This window comes from Rheinheimera sp. MMS21-TC3 (assembly GCF_032229285.1).
Classification (GTDB): domain Bacteria; phylum Pseudomonadota; class Gammaproteobacteria; order Enterobacterales; family Alteromonadaceae; genus Alishewanella.
Map to the genome: position 1 here is coordinate 1,804,289 of NZ_CP135084.1, position 17,320 is coordinate 1,821,608.

Here is a 17,320-nt window from a genome sequence, read left to right on the forward strand (position 1 = left end):
AACAATGCTAGTTGTTTCTAGCTGTTACTGTGGGAAATGTTCATGAACCCTTCTAAACGTCAATCTTCTTTGTATACAGCTTATTCCGGCTCAGCTCTACTTGAAACACCGCTATTAAATAAAGGCAATGCTTTTAGTGCAGAAGAGAGACAAGCTTTTAACTTAACAGGCTTATTGCCACCTCGTTTTGAGACGATAGAAGAGCAAGTTGACCGTGCCTATATGCAATATTTAAGTTTTGATGAAGCAATAAATAAGCATATATATTTACGAGCCATTCAAGATAACAACGAAACTTTATTTTATCGATTATTACAACGTCATTTAGATGAAATGATCCCCATTATTTATACACCAACCGTTGGCGATGCTTGTGAGCAGTTTTCTGACATTTACCGCAGTGCCCGTGGTTTATTTGTTAGTTATGAAGACAGACACCAACTAGATGATGTGTTACGTAATGCCACTAAGCGTAAAGTTAAAGTGATAGTAGTTACTGATGGTGAGCGAGTACTAGGCCTTGGCGATCAAGGTATTGGCGGCATGGGTATTTCTATTGGTAAATTATCGTTATACACCGCTTGTGGCGGTATTAGCCCCGCTTATACCTTACCGGTAATGCTTGATGTGGGTACCGATAACCAACAGCTTTTAGATGATCCTATGTATATGGGACTGCGGCAAAAGCGTATTCGCGGTGAGCAATATAATGAATTTGTTGATTTATTTATCACAGCAGTAAAGCGACGTTGGCCTGAAGCAATAATTCAATTTGAAGACTTTGCCCAACCTAATGCAATGCCATTATTAACGAGGTACCGTGATAAAGTCTGTTGTTTTAATGATGATATTCAAGGTACTGCAGCAGTTAGTGTGGGTACTTTGCTAGCTGCCTGTCGTAGTAAAGGGGTTAAGTTATCGGCACAAAAAGTAGCATTTGTCGGTGCAGGCTCTGCAGGCTGTGGTATTGCAGAGCAAGTAATAAGCCAGATGGTAGCTGAAGGTTTAAGTGAGGCGCAGGCCAGAAAACAAGTGTTTATGATTGACCGTTTAGGCTTATTAACCGAAACTACGCCAGAATTACGTGATTTTCAGCAGGTATTAGTGCAACGCAGCGAAGATATTGCAGATTGGAACTTCAGTGGTGACTTCCCTAATTTGCTGGATGTTATGCACTGTGCCAAGCCTAGTATTTTAATTGGCGTATCGGGGCAGGCCGGTTTATTTACCGAGCAAGTGATCCGAGCGATGAAAAAAGGCTGCGATATGCCTATTGTTTTTCCGTTAAGCAACCCATCTAAACAAGTTGAAGCCACACCAGAGCAAGTTATTGAGTGGACAGATGGTGATGTGATTATTGCTACAGGCAGTCCTTTTGCGCCTGTTATGTACAACAACAAGCAATACTTAATAGCACAATGTAATAACAGTTATATTTTTCCAGGTATTGGTTTAGGTGTTATTGCTGTTAAAGCGCGATTAATTAGTGATGAGATGCTAAGAGCAGCCAGTAAAACTTTAGCTGGCGCATCTCCTTTAGCTAATACAGGTGAGGGAGGGCTATTGCCACCTTTTACAGAATTAGCCGAGCTTAGTAAGCTAATTGCTTTTAATGTGGCCAAAGTTGCCCAACAGCAAGGCTTAGCCTTGGATATAGAAGATGAGTTATTAAAGCAGCGGATTGAAGATAACTTTTGGCACCCTGAATATAGGCACTATAAACGGGTAAGTGCATAAGGTTTTATAAGGTAGAGCAATGTAGTAAAAGCTACTTACAATTTATTTTAGACTAAAAGCCAAACTCCGCGTAGTCTGGTTTTGTTAACTAAATATAATAAGGTAGCTTTAATATGCGTAAAACACTTATAGCACTCGCTGCAGCTGGTTTACTTACAGCTTGTGAACCAAGTACACAAATTGTGCCAACAACTAGCGGTGATGCTGCTGGGCAGCATCAAGCCACTGAGCTAGTCTCTTCGCAATCTGCAATGCAGTCAGAAACTGCACGGCTAAATCAGTGGTTTGAAGCAAAATATGAGCAAAAACTGCAGCAAAGCCCGCTACAGATGACCTTTTTAGGTCGTAAAGACAAATATGACCAAATTGATGATGTAAGCCAAGCGGCAGAAGAACGGCAATTAGCTTGGCTTGCTAGTACAGTAAAAGAATTAACCACAGAATTTGATTATCAACAACTGACCCTAGAAGCACAAACGTCTTATGACGTATGGCTATATCAATATGAGTTAGAGAAAGAAGCCGCTGAGTTTTCACAAAATCAATATATCTTCACGCAAATGCAAGGTATTCATGCTTTATTGCCGCAAATAATGATTAACTTTCATAAAGTAGAAAGCCTAGAGGACATGCAGGCTTACAATCAGCGTTTAGTCGGAATGAGCCAAGCTATTACTGAATTACTGCAACGAGCAAAACTACATGCTGAGTTAGGGGTTAGGCCACCGCAGTTTGCTTATAAAGCGATAATTGAGCAAATAGATAACTTAATTACGGGGGCGCCTTTTGATGAGGCCAGTGCTGTAGATTCACCTTTATGGGCTGATGCTCAAACCAAAATTAGTAGCTTAGTTACTAATGATAAAATAACAGATAAGCAAGCTAAAGAGCTCAGCCTTAATGCGAAAACTAATTTGCAGCAGCACTTTTTATCGGCTTATACTGAGTTAAAACAATGGTTAGATGCTGATATAGCCAATACTGATGTTATTGCTACTGGTGTGGGCAAACAGCCAAATGGTATTGCTTACTATAATCATCAACTTAAATCATCTACCACCACCTCACTAACAGCAGATGAGATCCATCAAATTGGCTTAGACGAAGTTGAAAGACTGACAAAGGAAATGCTGACTATAAAAGATAAAGTTGGATTTACAGGCAGCTTAGCAGACTTCTTTGACTTTATTAAAACCGACCAACAATTTACTTACCCTAATACTGATGCTGGACGTGAAGCTTATATTTCTGACACTGAGCAATACTTAGCACAGATAAATAAGCAGTTACCTAATTACTTTGGTTTACTACCTAAAGCAGATTTAATTGTAAAACGGGTAGAAGCCTTTCGTGAACAACCAGGAGCAGCACAGCATTACTTTCCTGGTACGCCAGATGGTGCCAGACCAAGTATTTATTATGCCCATTTGTCTGACATGAAATCTATGCCTAAAAATGAGATGGAAGCCATTGCTTACCATGAAGGTAATCCAGGCCACCATATGCAAATATCTATAGCCCAAGAGTTAACCACAGTACCAACTTTTCGTACTCAAGCTGGATTTACTGCCTATAGTGAGGGTTGGGGCTTATATGCTGAGCTGCTAGCAAAAGAGATGGGCGGCTATGAAAATCCATATTCAGACTTTGGCCGATTAATTACCGAGATGTGGCGCGCAGTACGTTTAGTAGTTGATACAGGCTTACATAGTAAAGGCTGGACTGAGCAAGAAGCGGTTGAATACTTTTTAGCAAAAACGCCTATTGCAGAAGGTGCAGTACAATCAGAAGTTCGCCGCTATATTGTTTGGCCAGGCCAAGCAACGGCTTATAAAATAGGTATGATCGCAATTTTAAAAATGCGGGCTAATGCTGAAAAAGAACTAGGCGATAAATTTGATATTAAAGCCTTTCATGACACAGTGTTAGGTGGTGGTGCCTTACCGCTTAAAGTATTAGAGAAACGGGTAAATAATTGGATAGCAAGTATAAAAAACGCAGCTTAACTATCTGATTAATACCATTTTAGCGCAGTTATCTTATTAACTGCGCTGTTATTTGAGAGTAAAGATGCAATTTGAAGTAGTAACCGCCATATCAACTGTAACAGCCAGTGAGTGGGATAGTGTATTTAATAGTGATTACCCTTTTTGCCAACATGCTTTCTTAGCCGCGTTAGAGCAGGGCGGCAGTGTCGGCGGTGATAGTGGTTGGTTAGTGCAACATTTAACGCTACGGCATAATGCTAAGCTTATCGCCATAATGCCAGCTTATATTAAGCTACATTCTTATGGTGAGTATTTATTTGATTGGCAATTTGCTAAAGCTTATCAGCAGACGGGGTTAGATTTTTATCCAAAGCTAATTAATGCCATTCCTTTTACACCCGCTGAAGGCCCGCGCTTTGCGATTGCTAGCGGCTATGATCCTGCAGCTATATTAGCCATGTTTCGCCAAGGTATTCAGCAATTAGTTCAGCGTTTGTCATTAAGCCAGTTTCAATCTTTATATCCCAATTCAGCTCAACAAAAGCTATATAGACAATTAGGCTATCAAGAGCGATATGATGTGCAGTTTCAGTGGTTTAATCGCAATTATGCTAGTTTTAATGACTTTTTATGTGCGCTTAGTTCCCGCAAGCGCAAGCAAATTCGTCAAGAGCGCGCTAAGGTTGCTAAACAAGGTGTGGTTATTAAAACACTAACGGCTAGTCAACTAACTGCCGAATTTTGGCAGTTATTTTATCAATTTTATGTGACTACCTATCAAAAGCGCTCTGGTAATCAAGGCTATTTAAGTCAAGCCACTTTCTTACTGTGGGGGCAGACTATGGCCCAACAGATAGTGATATTTGCAGCTGAATATCAAGGTGAAATTGTTGCTTCTTCTTTATGTTTTTATGATAAACAACATTTATATGGCCGTTACTGGGGCTGTAAAACCGAGTTTGATCGGCTGCATTTTGAATGTTGTTATTATGCTGGTATTGAATATTGTATTAAGCATAATCTACAAATGTTTGATGCCGGTGCACAAGGTGAGCATAAAGTTAAACGTGGCTTTGAGCCAGTAATACGCTCGGGGTTTTATCGATTTGAGCCTAATGCCTTAACCCCAGCAATCACTAACTATATAGTGCAAGAGCAAGCAGCTGTTAGTGATTATTATCAACAGATTAAGCAACAATTACCGTTTAAAGTGCAATAGCCGATTATTGGCTGGCATTGCATGATCTTGCACTAAACTAAAACCAACTTGTTGTGCTAAAGCGATAACCTGTTCAATATCCCGGATCCCCATTAAAGGATCGCGCTGTTTTAAGTGCTGATCAAAATTAGCATTACTAGCACTAGTAAAATGGCCTTGATAATTAAAGGGGCCATAAATACACAGTTGGGCTTTGCTTTGGCAAAACTCATCAAGGCGTTGAAAAAAACGTTGAACCACTTGCCACGACATTATATGTAAGGTATTAGCGCTAAAAACGGCGTCAACTTTTTCAACTGTAAAGACTGAGCTTGTAACATCTAGCTCTATTGGGTTTGGCAAATTAGGTAAGTTTGCATGGCTAATACGGGCGGCTAAATCTGGCAAATAGGCTGCTTGATCACTGCTTTGCCAAATTAAAGCGGGCTCATTGCCTTGATTATTTTTAGCAAAATGTTGAGCAAAATGCACTGCATGCTGTCCGGTTCCACCGCCAACTTCTAATAGCCGCCGGCTTTGCTGTAAAATAGGCGCTAACACAGCCAAAATAGGGGCTTTGTTATTCTCGCAGGCTTGGGAAAATGCAAATTGTTCAGACATTGTTAGCTCTATTGGTTAATTAGTTAATTGCTTAATTAGTAGCAAAACGCTGCTGTAAATAAATAATTATATCATTGGATTCGTACAGCCATTGCACATCACCATTTTTATCGGTTATGCGTAAGCAGGGCACTTTTATCCGGCCGCCACCTTCTGCTAAAGTTTGGCGATGCACTGGGTTATTTTGGGCATCACACTTTTTAATATTCAAGCTTAATCGCGCTATTTCTTTGCGTACTTTGATGCAAAATGGACAAGCTTTAAATTCATATAAGGCAAGCTGCAGGCAGTCAGCATCTATTTTAGCTTGGCTTGCTTGGTCACGCTGTATGCCCTTAGGGGTGGTTAGTTTTTCTGATAACAGCATAAAAGGGGTTAAAATGAATCGAATAAGTTTAAAGATAAAACGCATAGTAGTTTATTACCTAATATAAACAAAACGGCGCCTAGCTTAGCACAGCAGCGCCGGGATTTAGCTTGGTTAGCTATTACAAATTAAAGGGTAAAAAGTCATCAGCACTATGGCGCTCTGCTAATTGCGGGCCATCACCAAAACTTCTGTTTACAATGTAACCCCGTTTAACCGCAGGCCTTTGATCTATTTGCTTAGCCCAACGTAGCACATGGCTATATTGTTTGACGTCTAAAAACTCAGCTGCATCATATAAACGGCCTAATACTAAGCCACCATACCAAGGCCATATTGCCATATCAGCAATACTATATTCGTTACCTGCTACAAACTCATTATTAGCGAGTTGTTTATCTAATACATCTAACTGACGTTTAGTTTCCATAGCATAGCGATCAATAGGGTAGGCTAACTTTTCTGGGGCGTAAGCATAGAAATGACCAAAACCACCACCAACAAAAGGGGCACTACCCATTTGCCAAAATAACCAGTTCATTACTTCAGTGCGACTGGCACCAGTTGCCGGTAAAAATGCATTAAACTTTTCAGCTAAATATACCAAGATTGAGCCAGATTCAAATACACGGGTCGGTTGCTCTGTGCTATGGTCCATTAAAGCGGGTATTTTACTGTTTGGGTTAATATCGACAAAGCCACTACCGAATTGGTCGCCTTCAGAGATATCAATTAACCAAGCATCATATTCTGCGTTATGGCCTGCGGCTAATAGTTCTTCAAGCATAATATTTACTTTAACGCCATTTGGTGTGGCTAAAGAATATAATTGCAAAGGGTGTTTACCTATAGGCAAAGCGACTTGTTTAGTTGCACCAGCTACAGGGCGATTTGTGCTAGCAAACTTACCACCATTCTCTTTATCCCAAGTCCACACTTTAGGTGGCGTATAAGTATGCGTCATAAAAACTCCTTAACTGTTTTGCATATTTAGTTATAAATATGGGGGCTAACTTGGCTATATACAAGCTTAACCAAGCCGGTATGGTGTTTAGAGGCTAAAATACATAATTGCTCATATCGTGAATTTTCGAAGCTTTACCGTAAATTTACAGTTATCAGTGGTGAATTACTGAAAAAAAACCGTATAGTTAGCCGCATAAAATACATATTTAAAAACGTATAAGTTTGTTTTTAATATTCAGTCAAAAAATAACACCAGTTAAAGGACATAAAATGTTATTGAAACGCCATGCAGTTTGGCTTTTTTCCATGTTATCTGTTAGCGCAGTATTATCAGTGGGCACAGTTCAAGCACAAGTTGCCGGTATGGGGCGTGCTGCTCAGGTTATTACAGCACCAATTTATTTTGAGCAACAAAATCAGCGAGTGGAAGCGGTGGGAACAGCAGAAGCTATTCATTCAGTAGTGATCTATCCTGCTGTTGCCGATAAAGTTACTGCGGTGCATTTTGTACCTGGGCAAAGTGTATCGGCTAATGAGGTCATACTAGAGCTTGATTCACGGCGGCAAAAAGTGGCGTTAGAGCGCGTGACTATTCAATTAGCCGATGCTGAACGCACAGTTAGCCGTTTACAAGAAAGCCGTAATAAAGGCGCCATAGCGCAAAGCGACTTAGATGACGCTATTACAGCACGCGATTTACTAAAAGTTCAACTAATAGAAGTAAAAACTGAGCTAGAAGACAGAACCGTTAAGGCGCCTTTCTCTGGTGTAGTTGGCTTAACTGATGTGCAGCGCGGCGATAGAATAAATGTGCAAACTGCAATTACAACTATTGATGATCGTAAGCAATTATTAATTAACTTTAATGCGCCAGAAACTGCCTTAGCCATTTTACAAGGCAATGCTGATGTAGAACTAGAGCCTTGGCAAGGACAAGGCAAGCGTATTAAAGCCCAAATTGTTGAAGTTGACTCTCGGATAAATTTAGCTAACCGAAGTATTAGAGTACGGGCTTTGTTAGACAATGCAGAAGACTTGTATCGTCCAGGTATGAGTTTTAGGGTTATTTTGCAACTAGCAGGTGAGCAGTATGCGGTTATTCCTGAAGCAGCATTAATGTGGGGTGCAACAAGTGCCTATGTTTGGTTAGCCGAAGAAGGCAAAGCAAAGCAAGTTAATGTGCAAATTCAGCAACGTTTAAGCGGCCGTCTATTGGTTTCTGGTGATTTAAAGCTAAACGATCAGTTAATTGTTGAAGGGGTACAAAGTTTACGCCAAGGCCAAAGTGTTAATGTTACTAACGCCAAAAATACTAGCAATAAAAATACAGCTCAGGACACGCCGTTATGAGTCAACCATTACCACAAAACGATTTACCTTCATTATCTATTCGTCGTCCGGTATTAATTGTTGTTTTAAACTTACTGATTATCATTGCTGGCTTGGCGGCTTTTAATGCTATAGAAGTTCGAGAACTGCCCGATGTAGACAGGCCTATTGTCTCTGTAACGGCTTCTTATCCAGGAGGCTCACCGGAAACGGTTGATACTGAAGTAACAAGCAAATTAGAAGGCGCTGTTGCCCGCGTTAGTGGTGTTAAATCTATTAATGCTTCAAGTGAAGAAGGCAGAGCCCGTGTTAGAGTTGAATTTCGACCAGGTATTAATTTAGAAGATGCCGCTAATGAAGTGCGCGAGTCGGTTAGCCGAATTCAGCGTGAACTGCCAAGAACAGTTGAGCGTTTAGCTATTATAAAAGCGGATAATGATGCGCAGTCAGTGGTAAGTTTGGCGGTTTCTAGCTCAACATTAGATTTAGAAACTTTAACTGAACGGGTAGAAACCGATTTAGCGCCATTATTTTTAAGTATTCCCGGTGTAGCAGATGTACGATTAAATGGTGATAGAGAGCGTGTATTACGGGTACTGCTTGATCCTCTTCGCTTAACTAGCTTTAATTTATCTGTTACTGACGTTGCCAATGCACTGCGTCAAGCGCCCTTTGATGTGCCTGCAGGTAGTATGAAATCAACCGATCAAATGCTAATTGTTCGCGCAGATGCAACATCCATAAGTGCCGAGCAAGTGTCAGATATTATAGTCAGCGGTGATACGCGAATAGGCGATGTAGCAACGGTATACTTTGGCCCTGCTGATGCGCAAAGTTTAGTAAGGCTAGACGGCAAACCTGTTATTGGTTTAGGCGTTATCCGCCAAGCTCGTTCTAATACTATTGAAATATCAGATGAGGTATTAGCCTTAGTTAGCCGCATAGAGAGCCGTTTCCCCGATTTACAGTTGCAAGTAACTTCAGATGATGCTGAGTTTATTCGCAGCTCAGTAGATGAGGTTATGACTTCATTACTATTAACCATTATATTAGTAGTGGCAACCTTATGGCTGTTTATTGGCTCAGGCCGAGCTACTATAGTACCAGCCTTATCTATTCCTGTGTCGTTAATAGGCGCTTTAGCGGCTATTTGGCTAATGGGTTTCTCTATTAACATTCTTACCTTATTAGCTTTAGTGCTAGCAACTGGCCTAATAGTTGATGATGCCATAGTAGTAACAGAAAATATTCAACGTCGACGCAGTATGGGATTAGGTGCACGTGCCGCTGCGGTAATTGGCACACGCGAGGTATTCTTTGCTGTAGTAGCAACAACGGCAGTATTAGTGGCGGTATTTGTGCCAATTGCTTTTTTGCCTTCAACCGCAGGACGTTTGTTCCGTGAATTTGGTGGTGTCTTAGCTATAGCGGTAATTATCTCTTCTTTTGTTGCGTTATCACTAGTACCGGCGCTTACGGCACGCTTACCGATTAAAGCTAATAAAGAGACACGAATTTCTCGGGCCGGTAATATTATTTTAGGCTGGTACGAACGTTCTTTACATCTAGCCCTAGATAAAGCTTGGTTGGTGTTTATTGCTAGTATGATAGCGGCATTAGCTGCTATTAGTTTATACAGTCTATTAGATAACGAGTTAATGCCGAGCGAAGATCGAGGCACCATTCGGGTTTTTGCCCGAGGGCCAGATGGCGTAGGCTTAAACTTTATGGACCGCCAAGCCGATAAAATGGAAGATATCTTACTGCCTTACGTGAATGGCGGTGACATAGACTCAATTTATACAGTAGTTGGTCAGTGGGATCAGAATTTGGCTTTTATTACTGTGCCACTAAAACACTGGGATGAACGTTCGCGTACGCAACAGCAAATTATAGATGAAATCCGTGGTCCGCTTGCAGCTATACCCGGTGCACCAGCTAGAGCTTTTGGCTCTAACAGCCTTAATTTGCGAGGTCAAGGAGGCGGCTTACAACTAGCGTTAACCGGACAGAGTTATGATGAGATTTTTGCAGCGGCGCAAAACTTCTCTAAAATTATCCAGCAAGAGCTTCCGGAACTTGGCATGCCAAGGATCTCTTATCAGCCAACTCAACCACAGTTAAGAGTGAATATAGACCGACGCCGAGCGCAAGAGTTAGGAGTGCCTTTGTCTGATATTGCCAGCACCCTGCGGGTGGCTATTAATGGCGATAATATTGCTGATTTAAATGTCGGTGATCAGGCCATTCCAATAATATTGCAAGCCCAAAGTGAGCAAATCAAAGATCCTACCGATTTAGCGAATCTTTATGTGGGTTCAAGCTCAGGTAACTTAGTGCCTTTATCAAGCCTAGCCTATATTTCTGAAGAAGGGGTGGCTGCTGAGTTAGAGCGCCAAGCCCAACGTCGCGCTATTGAAATGGAAATGGAACTAGCAGATGGCCTGCCATTACAAGAGATAGTGACAAAGCTGCGTAGTTTAGGAGAACAACATTTACCAAGCAACATAGGCTTAATTTTCTTAGGTGAAGCCTTAACCTTTGAAGAAACCGCTCGCGAAGTTACTTTAACCTATGTACTCGCTTTTGTTATAGTGCTGCTAGTGTTAGCAGCTCAATTTGAAAGTGTTAACAGTGCTGTAGTAGTAATGGCAACAGTGCCTTTTGGTATTGCTGCTGCTTTATTTGCTCTGTTTTTAACCGGGACTTCTATTAATATTTACTCGCAAATTGGCTTAGTTATGTTAATTGGTTTGCTGGCTAAAAATGCTATTTTATTGGTGGAGTTTGCCGATCAATTACGCGACCAAGGTTACAGTGTGCGCAAAGCGGTAGAGCAGGCAGCAAGTATTCGTTTACGCCCCATTACCATGACGCTATTATCAACCTTGTTAGGCTCTTTACCGTTAATTTTATCTAGTGGTGCTGGGGCAGAAGCGAGAAATGCTATTGGCTGGGTAGTATTTGGTGGTTTAGGTATAGCTGTAATATTTACGCTTTATTTAACCCCAGTGTTATACCTTGCCCTAGCACGCTTTACTAAACCACGAGCAGATGAAACAAAACGTCTGCAAACTGAGTTAGATCATGCTGAACAATTAGAATCTTAACTGTAAAATCAAATAAAAAAGCAGCGATAACTTCGCTGCTTTTTTGTTAATACTTATTAGTAAAGTTATGCTTAATATGTTTGCAAAATTGACCGTTTTATTCTTTTACTGGTATGGCGTTAAGTAGCTTCATTATCTCAGGGTTATTGTTTAGTTTGGCTAATTCAATAAGATAACTTCTCTCCATTTCTTGCATGGGTTGCTTAACGATCAAGCTTTTTAGTAGTGCTACTTCACCGTTGGCAATAGCTGTTTTTAATGCGGCAAAATTTGCAATGCTAGGTTCACTAGTTTGTTCATTAGGCTGTTTATTTTTAATGGTCATTTTATAATCCTATTAATTAGAGGTAATCTTTAATGCTGATTTACTCTGGTTCGCACTTTATAGTATTAAGCTAAGCTATCACAAATAGATCCATAAAGCGGTTTACTGCTGTTGCTTCTAGCTTAGTTTGATTACTGCACAGGCTAAAGATAGTTTGGCACTGCTCTGGCGGGAAGCGAGTGGCTAAGTTAGCTTTAAATTTTTGTTCTAATAATGGCATACCTTCGGCGCGGCGACGACGATGACCAACCGGATACTCTATCACTATCAGACGAAGCTGTACTTCGTACTTTCGCTTTAAATGCCGCATTGCAACCTATAGAAATTTTTGATCTTGCATCCCCTTGGTATTATCCTGATTTAGCCACTGCACTTACTGGCCTTAAATCTTCTGGCGTTGCAGTAAAAGCAATAGAAAATTCAACAGAACAAGCCGTAGATCAAGCACATGCTGCAGCATTGCAGCCATTTCGACAAGCAGATGGAAGTTACAAAATTGCTGCGACTTTTCGCTGTTTAGTTGCAAAAGTCTGAGTAAAAAAAGAGCCTATTGGCTAGTTATTTAGTGTTATTAAAGTAGGAGAGTTCGATGGGAGCAATAAAATATGTTTTAGCATTATCTGCACTAATGCTAGTGGGCTGTAATAACAATGAAGTAGGGGATGTCTCTCTTGGCCTTTTTACCACTAAAGATATTAAACTAGATGCCTTTACTGATCCTGTCGTCACAGGCGTTACTTGTCATGTATCAAGTATTGAAGCCAACTTAAACTTGTCTGATCCCTCTGACAGTTCGATATCCTGCCGACAAACCGGCCCCATAACCCGTACCATGCTAGCGCAAATAGATACAAGCAAAAACGGTGAGGTGCTATTTACTAAATCTAAAAGTATTTTCTTTAAAAGCATGAAGATAAGACGCATTTTAGATACAGAAAACCAAACCTTAATGTATTTAGCTTATTCCACTAAAGAAACCTCAGGCAGCTTTAAGCACAGCTTATCAACCGTGCCGCTATGGGGTACTGAGGCTTATAATTTAGCTAAGGCCAAGCCGTAAAAAAATAAATTACGCCGGCTTAATATTTATTTAACCACAGGTAGTTCTAACCAGTTTGTTGTATAGGCCGGTGATAATAGCTCACGTTTCATCGACCAGTCTTGCTTAGTGCCTTGACTGGCAAACCAAATTGTTTTGGGCTGCTTAGCATTTAATGTATCTATTAGTTGCATCAGTTTCTGCGTTGATTCTTGTGGCCTAACTGCATCATCAAATAAGCCTGCCTGATATACATCAGGATCATAAAAGTCGGCAAGCATTACGCCCGCTTTAGCATAGCGATAACCATTTACCCATAGCCCATCAAGCAGTGTCATTGCACTGGCCAAAAAAAGCCGAGTATCACTGCTGGGCCTAGTTAGCGCAGTGCTTTTACTCGCACTGTAAGCCGGCTCTGTATCACTAAAATGGCTGGTATGCAAAAACAAGGTAAGATGCTTAGCCTGTTGTTGCTCTTGGCGCAACTTAGTGCAAGCCCGGCTAATGTATTCACTAATGGCCTCACGCATTTGCTGTTTATCGGTTATGCGCTCGCCAAAAGATCGGCTACTAATAATCTGCTGTTTAGTAGGAGCGATCTCTTCTAGTGCAATGCAAGACACACCATTAAGCTCACTAACCGTGCGTGCAACGACAACAGAGAAGTGCTCACGAATAAATTTAGCATCGCTATCGGCCAACTGCAGTGCCGTAGTAATACCTAGTTGCTGTAAACGCTTAGTGAGTTTACGGCCAATTCCCCATACCTCATTTACTGGCAATAGTGCCATAAGCTTACGCTGTCGCTCTTTACTGGTTAAGTCGACCACACCGCCGGTTTTATGCCACATTTTAGCAGCATGGTTAGCTAATTTAGCTAAGGTTTTAGTGGGTGCTATACCCACACAAACCGTTATACCAATGTTTTTTTTAATAGTGTGACGCACCAATAAACCAAACTCAGTAAGATCAGATTTATAAATAACTCCGGTTAAATCTAAAAAGGCTTCATCAATAGAATAGACTTCGACTCTGGGCGCTAAATATTGCAAGCTATTCATTACCCGCTGCGATATATCAGCGTATAAAGCATAGTTAGAGGAAAAGACTTTGATACCATATTTTTGTATCAAATGACGCACCTTAAACAAGGGCACACCCGTTTTAATGCCAAGTTTTTTAGCTTCTTTAGAGCGAGCAACCACGCAGCCATCGTTATTAGATAACACTACTACTGGCGTATTAACTAAATCAGGCCGAAATAACTTTTCGCAGCTAGCATAGAAATTATTACAATCTACCAGCGCAAAGACCTTAGTATTCATTTGCGTTTTATTTGCCTAATAACATTGGTTACCACACCAAAAATATTTAGCTCATCGCCATCACTAAACTGAATAGCATTAAAAGCTGGGTTACGGGGTAATAACTGCAATTTAGGCTGGGTACAAAGCTCTTTAACGGTAAACTCGCCAGCAATAGCAGCAACGACAATATCACCATGTTCAGCATCAATTGAGCGGTCTACCACTAAGACATCGGCATCAAAAATACCTGCATCCATCATAGAATTACCTTGCACCCTTACAAAAAAAGTTGAATTAGGATGACGAATACATAACTCATTTAAATCTATGGTTCGCTCAATATAATCTTGCGCAGGTGAGGGGAACCCCGCCTGTACCGGATCACAAAAAAAAGGCATAGGCTGCTTGGGCCAAAAATCGGCATTACCAATAAGTGTTACTGACATAACCACCTCAAAACTGTATAAGTATACAGTGTAGTGGTTTTTGGTGATATTTCTAGATAAAAAAACAACCAAATGAGGTATTAATATATAAGCTCAGTTTTAAGCTAGCTGGGGAAAGGAAAGCTTCTTTAGCATTTGTTAATAGTTGCTCACGATTTCTATATTTAGATGAGCCAGAAACTGAAGTTGAGTTATCGCCAACTCAAAAGCCTACGGTTAATATTAAACGTGATACAAAATTAATGAATCTTCTTCGTCAGGCCATTGAGGCAGTGTCTATAGATCTATTTGAGATGAAGAAAACTAACGGTACAGTGCTTTGGTTTAGAGATAAAAGGCGTTTCAAAAAAGCTATCAGCACAAAGCTTTAAGGTCAGTTAAATGCAGATTTTCTGTTCTATGAAAAGAAGCTCTATTAATAGTTAATTTAACATAATATACATTATGGGTTATACAAACTATGTGCTTAAAGCACTTGGCTCGTGTTTAGCTTCCAAGCCGCTAAATATAACAATTAAAGCCAGTGCTGCGGCTGTTACTGACTTACTAAGCTTTTTTGCGAACTCATGCCAAACTTTTTTTGCTTCTGGTGATCTTGATACTTCTTCGGCTAGGTTTACCAGAACCCATTCTTTATTTAAATTGCATTGCTCTGCAATATATAGCGCTTGCTCTTCCGTTAGGTTTCTACTACCAGATTTAATATGGCTTATGTTTGCCCTTGTTAAATTCGGTATTTCTTCCGCTGCTTGAACGTCTTTAGTAAAGCCTTTAACTTTTTTTAGTTCTTCGATTAGTCCAGCGCTAAACATTTTTATCTCCTTTCTTGTTTCCAAGCTTGACAGCAGATTTAAAAGGATCATAATAAGAATGTATCCAATTTTGGAAACTTTATTTAACTAATTTAGTATAACTCAGGCGGTAACCATGAGCGAATTAAACCTAATTAAAACAGTTTTGTTTAACGCTTCAAATTTAGAAGAAGCACTTACCAAACTAATCGAGCTTGGCTTTACTTATCACGAACCAACTATAAACAAATGCTTTGTTGTAAAAGTTGATTGTCATTATATTGAGTTTTGGCCAGTAACGGATAATAAATATGCTTTAGCTGTCATCATTAATGATGATTTTCAGTATTATGATGACCGTTTATCTTTTATAGCTCGTCAACTTTCAGCTGAGCAACTGGTTACCGCTGAAAACTCTCCTGAGTTAGTTGGCGAGCGCCCTATTTGCCCTAAATGCTTATCGTCTGAATTTGTTTCAGAACTGGCTTTTTTTGGAGACGATAAAGACGAATTAATTTTTCAAGCTTCATGCAATCCCTGCTGTACTTTTTGGGATACAACAAACGAAAGATATTCATCTCGCTTTAACTGGCTGCCTGAGCATTTATGGTGCATGGCATGAATATTCAGGATGTTATAACGCTATTACAGCATGATTTAATCGCTGCTATAGATTTCTCACCAATCATCATAAGCGACCAGGTTAATGGCTTTGGTGTTTATGTTTGGTTAAAAACTCCTGTTAAAAATAAATTTGCTCAAATTGCGTTTGATACTGACCGACCATTCTTACAGCAAAGTGAAGTTATTAATACGTTTCACTCAGCTGGTGTTCCTAAGTCCCGCATCCATTACGTAATGCCTTTTGGCTCATGTAACTATCAAACGGCTGAGGTGCTTTGATATGTCTCATTTATCAACTGGATTAACTACTACAAATTGGTTCATTGATAAATTAAACGTTTGGCAAACTCATTCAGATACTTTGCCATTTTTGGGTAAAACTGGCGCAATAGATTTTGACCTGTTCACAGGTGAAACTGATGATGTATTAAAAATTAAGGGTAAATACCCTGTCATGTCGTCTTTTAGTACGTCCGTTCGCGTCCATTGTAATGGCTCTCGTGTATATGTTGAGGGTAACCCTTCACGCTTTGGCCGCATGGAAAACCTACTAGGTTTTGAAACATTTGAAGAGTGTATCGCTGTATATAATAAAATTTTAGATCACGTTGGGCTTCCCCACTTCACAACTGGCCGCTTTGAATTTTTACAGGGTAAAGAAAATGAAGCACAACGCAAACTTTATACCGGCGCACATTTTAGTCATGTTGATATTACGAAAAATCATTCTGTTGGGGCTGAGAATTGCTATCAATTTCTCAGGGCGCTTTCTTCGCTTAGCTTACCTAATGGTAAGCACCCTTTTTTATACCCGAACGGGGCTACTGTTGATTTTAGTAGTTCTAAGTCTGGCCGTGGTAGCAGCTGGGATTATACAAAGTTTTATATTAAACATGTCGATTTAATCGATAAGCAAAAATCTAATGTTAAAGGGGGTTCATCAGACGATATTGAATATTATGAAAAAGTAATTCAACACTGTAAAAATGCCGGAATTATACGAGAAGAGCACTCATTCAAATCTAAAAAACTTACCCGATATGATCTCCAGTACTACGGCTTTGTAGATATTAACCGTTTAGTAAATCATAAAACTTTAACAACACTTGAAAAGCTTACACAAACTTTAGAGGTGGCTACCATGGATTATACAACCATTGCAGACCAGCTTTTAGCTAATGGCGTTTGCGGCTCTCGTCAATCCGCTAATGCTTCGCAGTCTTGGGCTATGAGCTGGATGCACAATCCGCATTTTCACCAAGTAACACCTAAAAACAATAATTTTTATGTTCATAAAAAACGCTTGCTAACGCTTGGCTTAGATATATCTATTCCTTTCAGAACTGATAGAAACGTTTTACCAATGATTAAAAATCAGCGTGAAATTACGAGAAGGGATCACAATTACAACCCTAATTGGTATCGCGCCCCGACTACAAACAATTTAATTTTATTAACTGCTTAAGGATTGA

Annotated in this window: 18 protein-coding genes; 10 read left to right on the top strand and 8 right to left on the bottom strand. The window is 40.1% G+C overall.

What is annotated here, in order from left to right:
• Positions 1-42 precede the first annotated feature (42 nt).
• The 3 genes from RDV63_RS08940 to RDV63_RS08950 all read left to right on the top strand — a co-directional run bounded on the left by RDV63_RS08940 (position 43) and on the right by RDV63_RS08950 (position 4,944).
• The gene (locus RDV63_RS08940) at positions 43-1,737 is read left to right on the top strand and encodes an NAD-dependent malic enzyme (protein ID WP_313909156.1); all 1,695 of its coding nucleotides are present in this window, start codon (positions 43-45) and stop codon (positions 1,735-1,737) included.
• A gap of 113 nt (positions 1,738-1,850) precedes the next feature.
• Positions 1,851-3,743, top strand: a complete 1,893-nt coding sequence (locus tag RDV63_RS08945) for a DUF885 domain-containing protein (protein ID WP_313909157.1) — start codon at positions 1,851-1,853, stop codon at positions 3,741-3,743.
• 64 nt (positions 3,744-3,807) lie between these two features.
• Positions 3,808-4,944: a GNAT family N-acetyltransferase gene (locus RDV63_RS08950; protein WP_313909158.1), complete on the top strand. Its 1,137-nt coding sequence runs from the start codon at positions 3,808-3,810 to the stop codon at positions 4,942-4,944.
• Here the strand turns inward: RDV63_RS08950 and RDV63_RS08955 are convergent.
• The 3 genes from RDV63_RS08955 to yghU form a co-directional block, all read right to left on the bottom strand.
• Positions 4,924-5,544, bottom strand: a complete 621-nt coding sequence (locus tag RDV63_RS08955; protein WP_313909159.1) for a DUF938 domain-containing protein — start codon at positions 5,542-5,544, stop codon at positions 4,924-4,926. The two genes, RDV63_RS08950 and RDV63_RS08955, sit on opposite strands and share 21 nt — an antisense overlap.
• A 31-nt stretch (positions 5,545-5,575) precedes the next feature.
• Complete coding sequence (locus RDV63_RS08960; RefSeq protein WP_313909160.1) at positions 5,576-5,956, bottom strand: glutathione S-transferase N-terminal domain-containing protein; 381 nt, start codon at positions 5,954-5,956, stop codon at positions 5,576-5,578.
• 76 nt (positions 5,957-6,032) lie between these two features.
• On the bottom strand, positions 6,033-6,875 hold the full coding sequence (gene yghU / locus RDV63_RS08965; RefSeq protein ID WP_313909161.1) for a glutathione-dependent disulfide-bond oxidoreductase: 843 nt from the start codon (positions 6,873-6,875) through the stop codon (positions 6,033-6,035).
• A gap of 272 nt (positions 6,876-7,147) precedes the next feature.
• Here yghU and RDV63_RS08970 point away from each other — a divergent pair, with 272 nt between their 5' ends.
• On the top strand, positions 7,148-8,227 hold the full coding sequence (locus RDV63_RS08970) for an efflux RND transporter periplasmic adaptor subunit (protein WP_313909162.1): 1,080 nt from the start codon (positions 7,148-7,150) through the stop codon (positions 8,225-8,227).
• Positions 8,224-11,316: an efflux RND transporter permease subunit gene (locus tag RDV63_RS08975; RefSeq protein ID WP_313909163.1), complete on the top strand. Its 3,093-nt coding sequence runs from the start codon at positions 8,224-8,226 to the stop codon at positions 11,314-11,316. Before RDV63_RS08970 ends, RDV63_RS08975 begins: the two co-directional genes overlap by 4 nt.
• A 97-nt stretch (positions 11,317-11,413) precedes the next feature.
• Here the strand turns inward: RDV63_RS08975 and RDV63_RS08980 are convergent, their stop codons facing one another.
• Positions 11,414-11,641 (bottom strand): hypothetical protein, encoded by a 228-nt coding sequence (locus RDV63_RS08980; RefSeq protein WP_313909164.1) that lies wholly within the window; start codon positions 11,639-11,641, stop codon positions 11,414-11,416.
• A 70-nt stretch (positions 11,642-11,711) separates the two neighbouring features.
• On the bottom strand, positions 11,712-11,951 hold the full coding sequence (locus RDV63_RS08985) for a hypothetical protein (protein WP_313909165.1): 240 nt from the start codon (positions 11,949-11,951) through the stop codon (positions 11,712-11,714).
• On the opposite strand from RDV63_RS08985, the gene RDV63_RS08990 reads away from it, so the two are divergent.
• Together RDV63_RS08990 and RDV63_RS08995 are read left to right on the top strand one after the other, a co-directional pair.
• A complete protein-coding gene (locus RDV63_RS08990) occupies positions 11,951-12,175 on the top strand; it encodes a hypothetical protein (protein WP_313909166.1) in 225 nt (74 codons plus the stop codon). The genes RDV63_RS08985 and RDV63_RS08990 overlap by 1 nt on opposite strands.
• A gap of 55 nt (positions 12,176-12,230) precedes the next feature.
• A complete protein-coding gene (locus RDV63_RS08995) occupies positions 12,231-12,701 on the top strand; it encodes a CreA family protein (RefSeq protein ID WP_313909167.1) in 471 nt (156 codons plus the stop codon).
• Between the two features lie 26 nt (positions 12,702-12,727).
• On the opposite strand, the gene umuC is transcribed toward RDV63_RS08995, so the two are convergent.
• From umuC to RDV63_RS09010, 3 genes are all read right to left on the bottom strand, one after another.
• A complete protein-coding gene (gene umuC / locus RDV63_RS09000) occupies positions 12,728-14,005 on the bottom strand; it encodes a translesion error-prone DNA polymerase V subunit UmuC (RefSeq protein WP_313909168.1) in 1,278 nt (425 codons plus the stop codon).
• Positions 14,002-14,433, bottom strand: a complete 432-nt coding sequence (gene umuD, locus RDV63_RS09005; RefSeq protein ID WP_313909169.1) for a translesion error-prone DNA polymerase V autoproteolytic subunit — start codon at positions 14,431-14,433, stop codon at positions 14,002-14,004. Before umuD ends, umuC begins: the two co-directional genes overlap by 4 nt.
• A 458-nt stretch (positions 14,434-14,891) precedes the next feature.
• Positions 14,892-15,296 (bottom strand): DUF3693 domain-containing protein, encoded by a 405-nt coding sequence (locus RDV63_RS09010; protein WP_313909170.1) that lies wholly within the window; start codon positions 15,294-15,296, stop codon positions 14,892-14,894.
• Between the two features lie 64 nt (positions 15,297-15,360).
• Here RDV63_RS09010 and RDV63_RS09015 point away from each other — a divergent pair, with 64 nt between their 5' ends.
• The 3 genes from RDV63_RS09015 to RDV63_RS09025 are packed head-to-tail and all read left to right on the top strand — an operon-like array spanning position 15,361 to position 17,313.
• Positions 15,361-15,846: a hypothetical protein gene (locus RDV63_RS09015; RefSeq protein ID WP_313909171.1), complete on the top strand. Its 486-nt coding sequence runs from the start codon at positions 15,361-15,363 to the stop codon at positions 15,844-15,846.
• Entirely contained in the window at positions 15,843-16,127 is a 285-nt protein-coding gene (locus RDV63_RS09020) for a hypothetical protein (RefSeq protein ID WP_313909172.1), read from the top strand. The genes RDV63_RS09015 and RDV63_RS09020 overlap by 4 nt, the downstream gene beginning before the upstream one ends.
• A gap of 1 nt (position 16,128) precedes the next feature.
• Entirely contained in the window at positions 16,129-17,313 is a 1,185-nt protein-coding gene (locus RDV63_RS09025) for a phage/plasmid replication protein (protein WP_313909173.1), read from the top strand.
• Positions 17,314-17,320 lie beyond the last annotated feature (7 nt).

What these genes read in the sequence shown, in the direction of transcription:
- RDV63_RS08950 (WP_313909158.1), top strand. Translation starts at nt 3,808, where the DNA reads ATGCAATTTGAAGTAGTAACCGCCATATCAACTGTAACAGCCAGTGAG.
- RDV63_RS09015 (WP_313909171.1), top strand. Translation starts at nt 15,361, where the DNA reads ATGAGCGAATTAAACCTAATTAAAACAGTTTTGTTTAACGCTTCAAAT.
- umuC (WP_313909168.1), bottom strand. Translation starts at nt 14,005, where the DNA reads ATGAATACTAAGGTCTTTGCGCTGGTAGATTGTAATAATTTCTATGCT.
- RDV63_RS08980 (WP_313909164.1), bottom strand. Translation starts at nt 11,641, where the DNA reads ATGACCATTAAAAATAAACAGCCTAATGAACAAACTAGTGAACCTAGC.
- RDV63_RS08970 (WP_313909162.1), top strand. Translation starts at nt 7,148, where the DNA reads ATGTTATTGAAACGCCATGCAGTTTGGCTTTTTTCCATGTTATCTGTT.
- umuD (WP_313909169.1), bottom strand. Translation starts at nt 14,433, where the DNA reads ATGTCAGTAACACTTATTGGTAATGCCGATTTTTGGCCCAAGCAGCCT.
- RDV63_RS09025 (WP_313909173.1), top strand. Translation starts at nt 16,129, where the DNA reads ATGTCTCATTTATCAACTGGATTAACTACTACAAATTGGTTCATTGAT.
- RDV63_RS08940 (WP_313909156.1), top strand. Translation starts at nt 43, where the DNA reads ATGAACCCTTCTAAACGTCAATCTTCTTTGTATACAGCTTATTCCGGC.
- RDV63_RS09020 (WP_313909172.1), top strand. Translation starts at nt 15,843, where the DNA reads ATGAATATTCAGGATGTTATAACGCTATTACAGCATGATTTAATCGCT.
- RDV63_RS08960 (WP_313909160.1), bottom strand. Translation starts at nt 5,956, where the DNA reads ATGCGTTTTATCTTTAAACTTATTCGATTCATTTTAACCCCTTTTATG.
- RDV63_RS09010 (WP_313909170.1), bottom strand. Translation starts at nt 15,296, where the DNA reads ATGATCCTTTTAAATCTGCTGTCAAGCTTGGAAACAAGAAAGGAGATA.
- RDV63_RS08985 (WP_313909165.1), bottom strand. Translation starts at nt 11,951, where the DNA reads ATGCGGCATTTAAAGCGAAAGTACGAAGTACAGCTTCGTCTGATAGTG.
- yghU (WP_313909161.1), bottom strand. Translation starts at nt 6,875, where the DNA reads ATGACGCATACTTATACGCCACCTAAAGTGTGGACTTGGGATAAAGAG.
- RDV63_RS08995 (WP_313909167.1), top strand. Translation starts at nt 12,231, where the DNA reads ATGGGAGCAATAAAATATGTTTTAGCATTATCTGCACTAATGCTAGTG.
- RDV63_RS08975 (WP_313909163.1), top strand. Translation starts at nt 8,224, where the DNA reads ATGAGTCAACCATTACCACAAAACGATTTACCTTCATTATCTATTCGT.
- RDV63_RS08945 (WP_313909157.1), top strand. Translation starts at nt 1,851, where the DNA reads ATGCGTAAAACACTTATAGCACTCGCTGCAGCTGGTTTACTTACAGCT.
- RDV63_RS08955 (WP_313909159.1), bottom strand. Translation starts at nt 5,544, where the DNA reads ATGTCTGAACAATTTGCATTTTCCCAAGCCTGCGAGAATAACAAAGCC.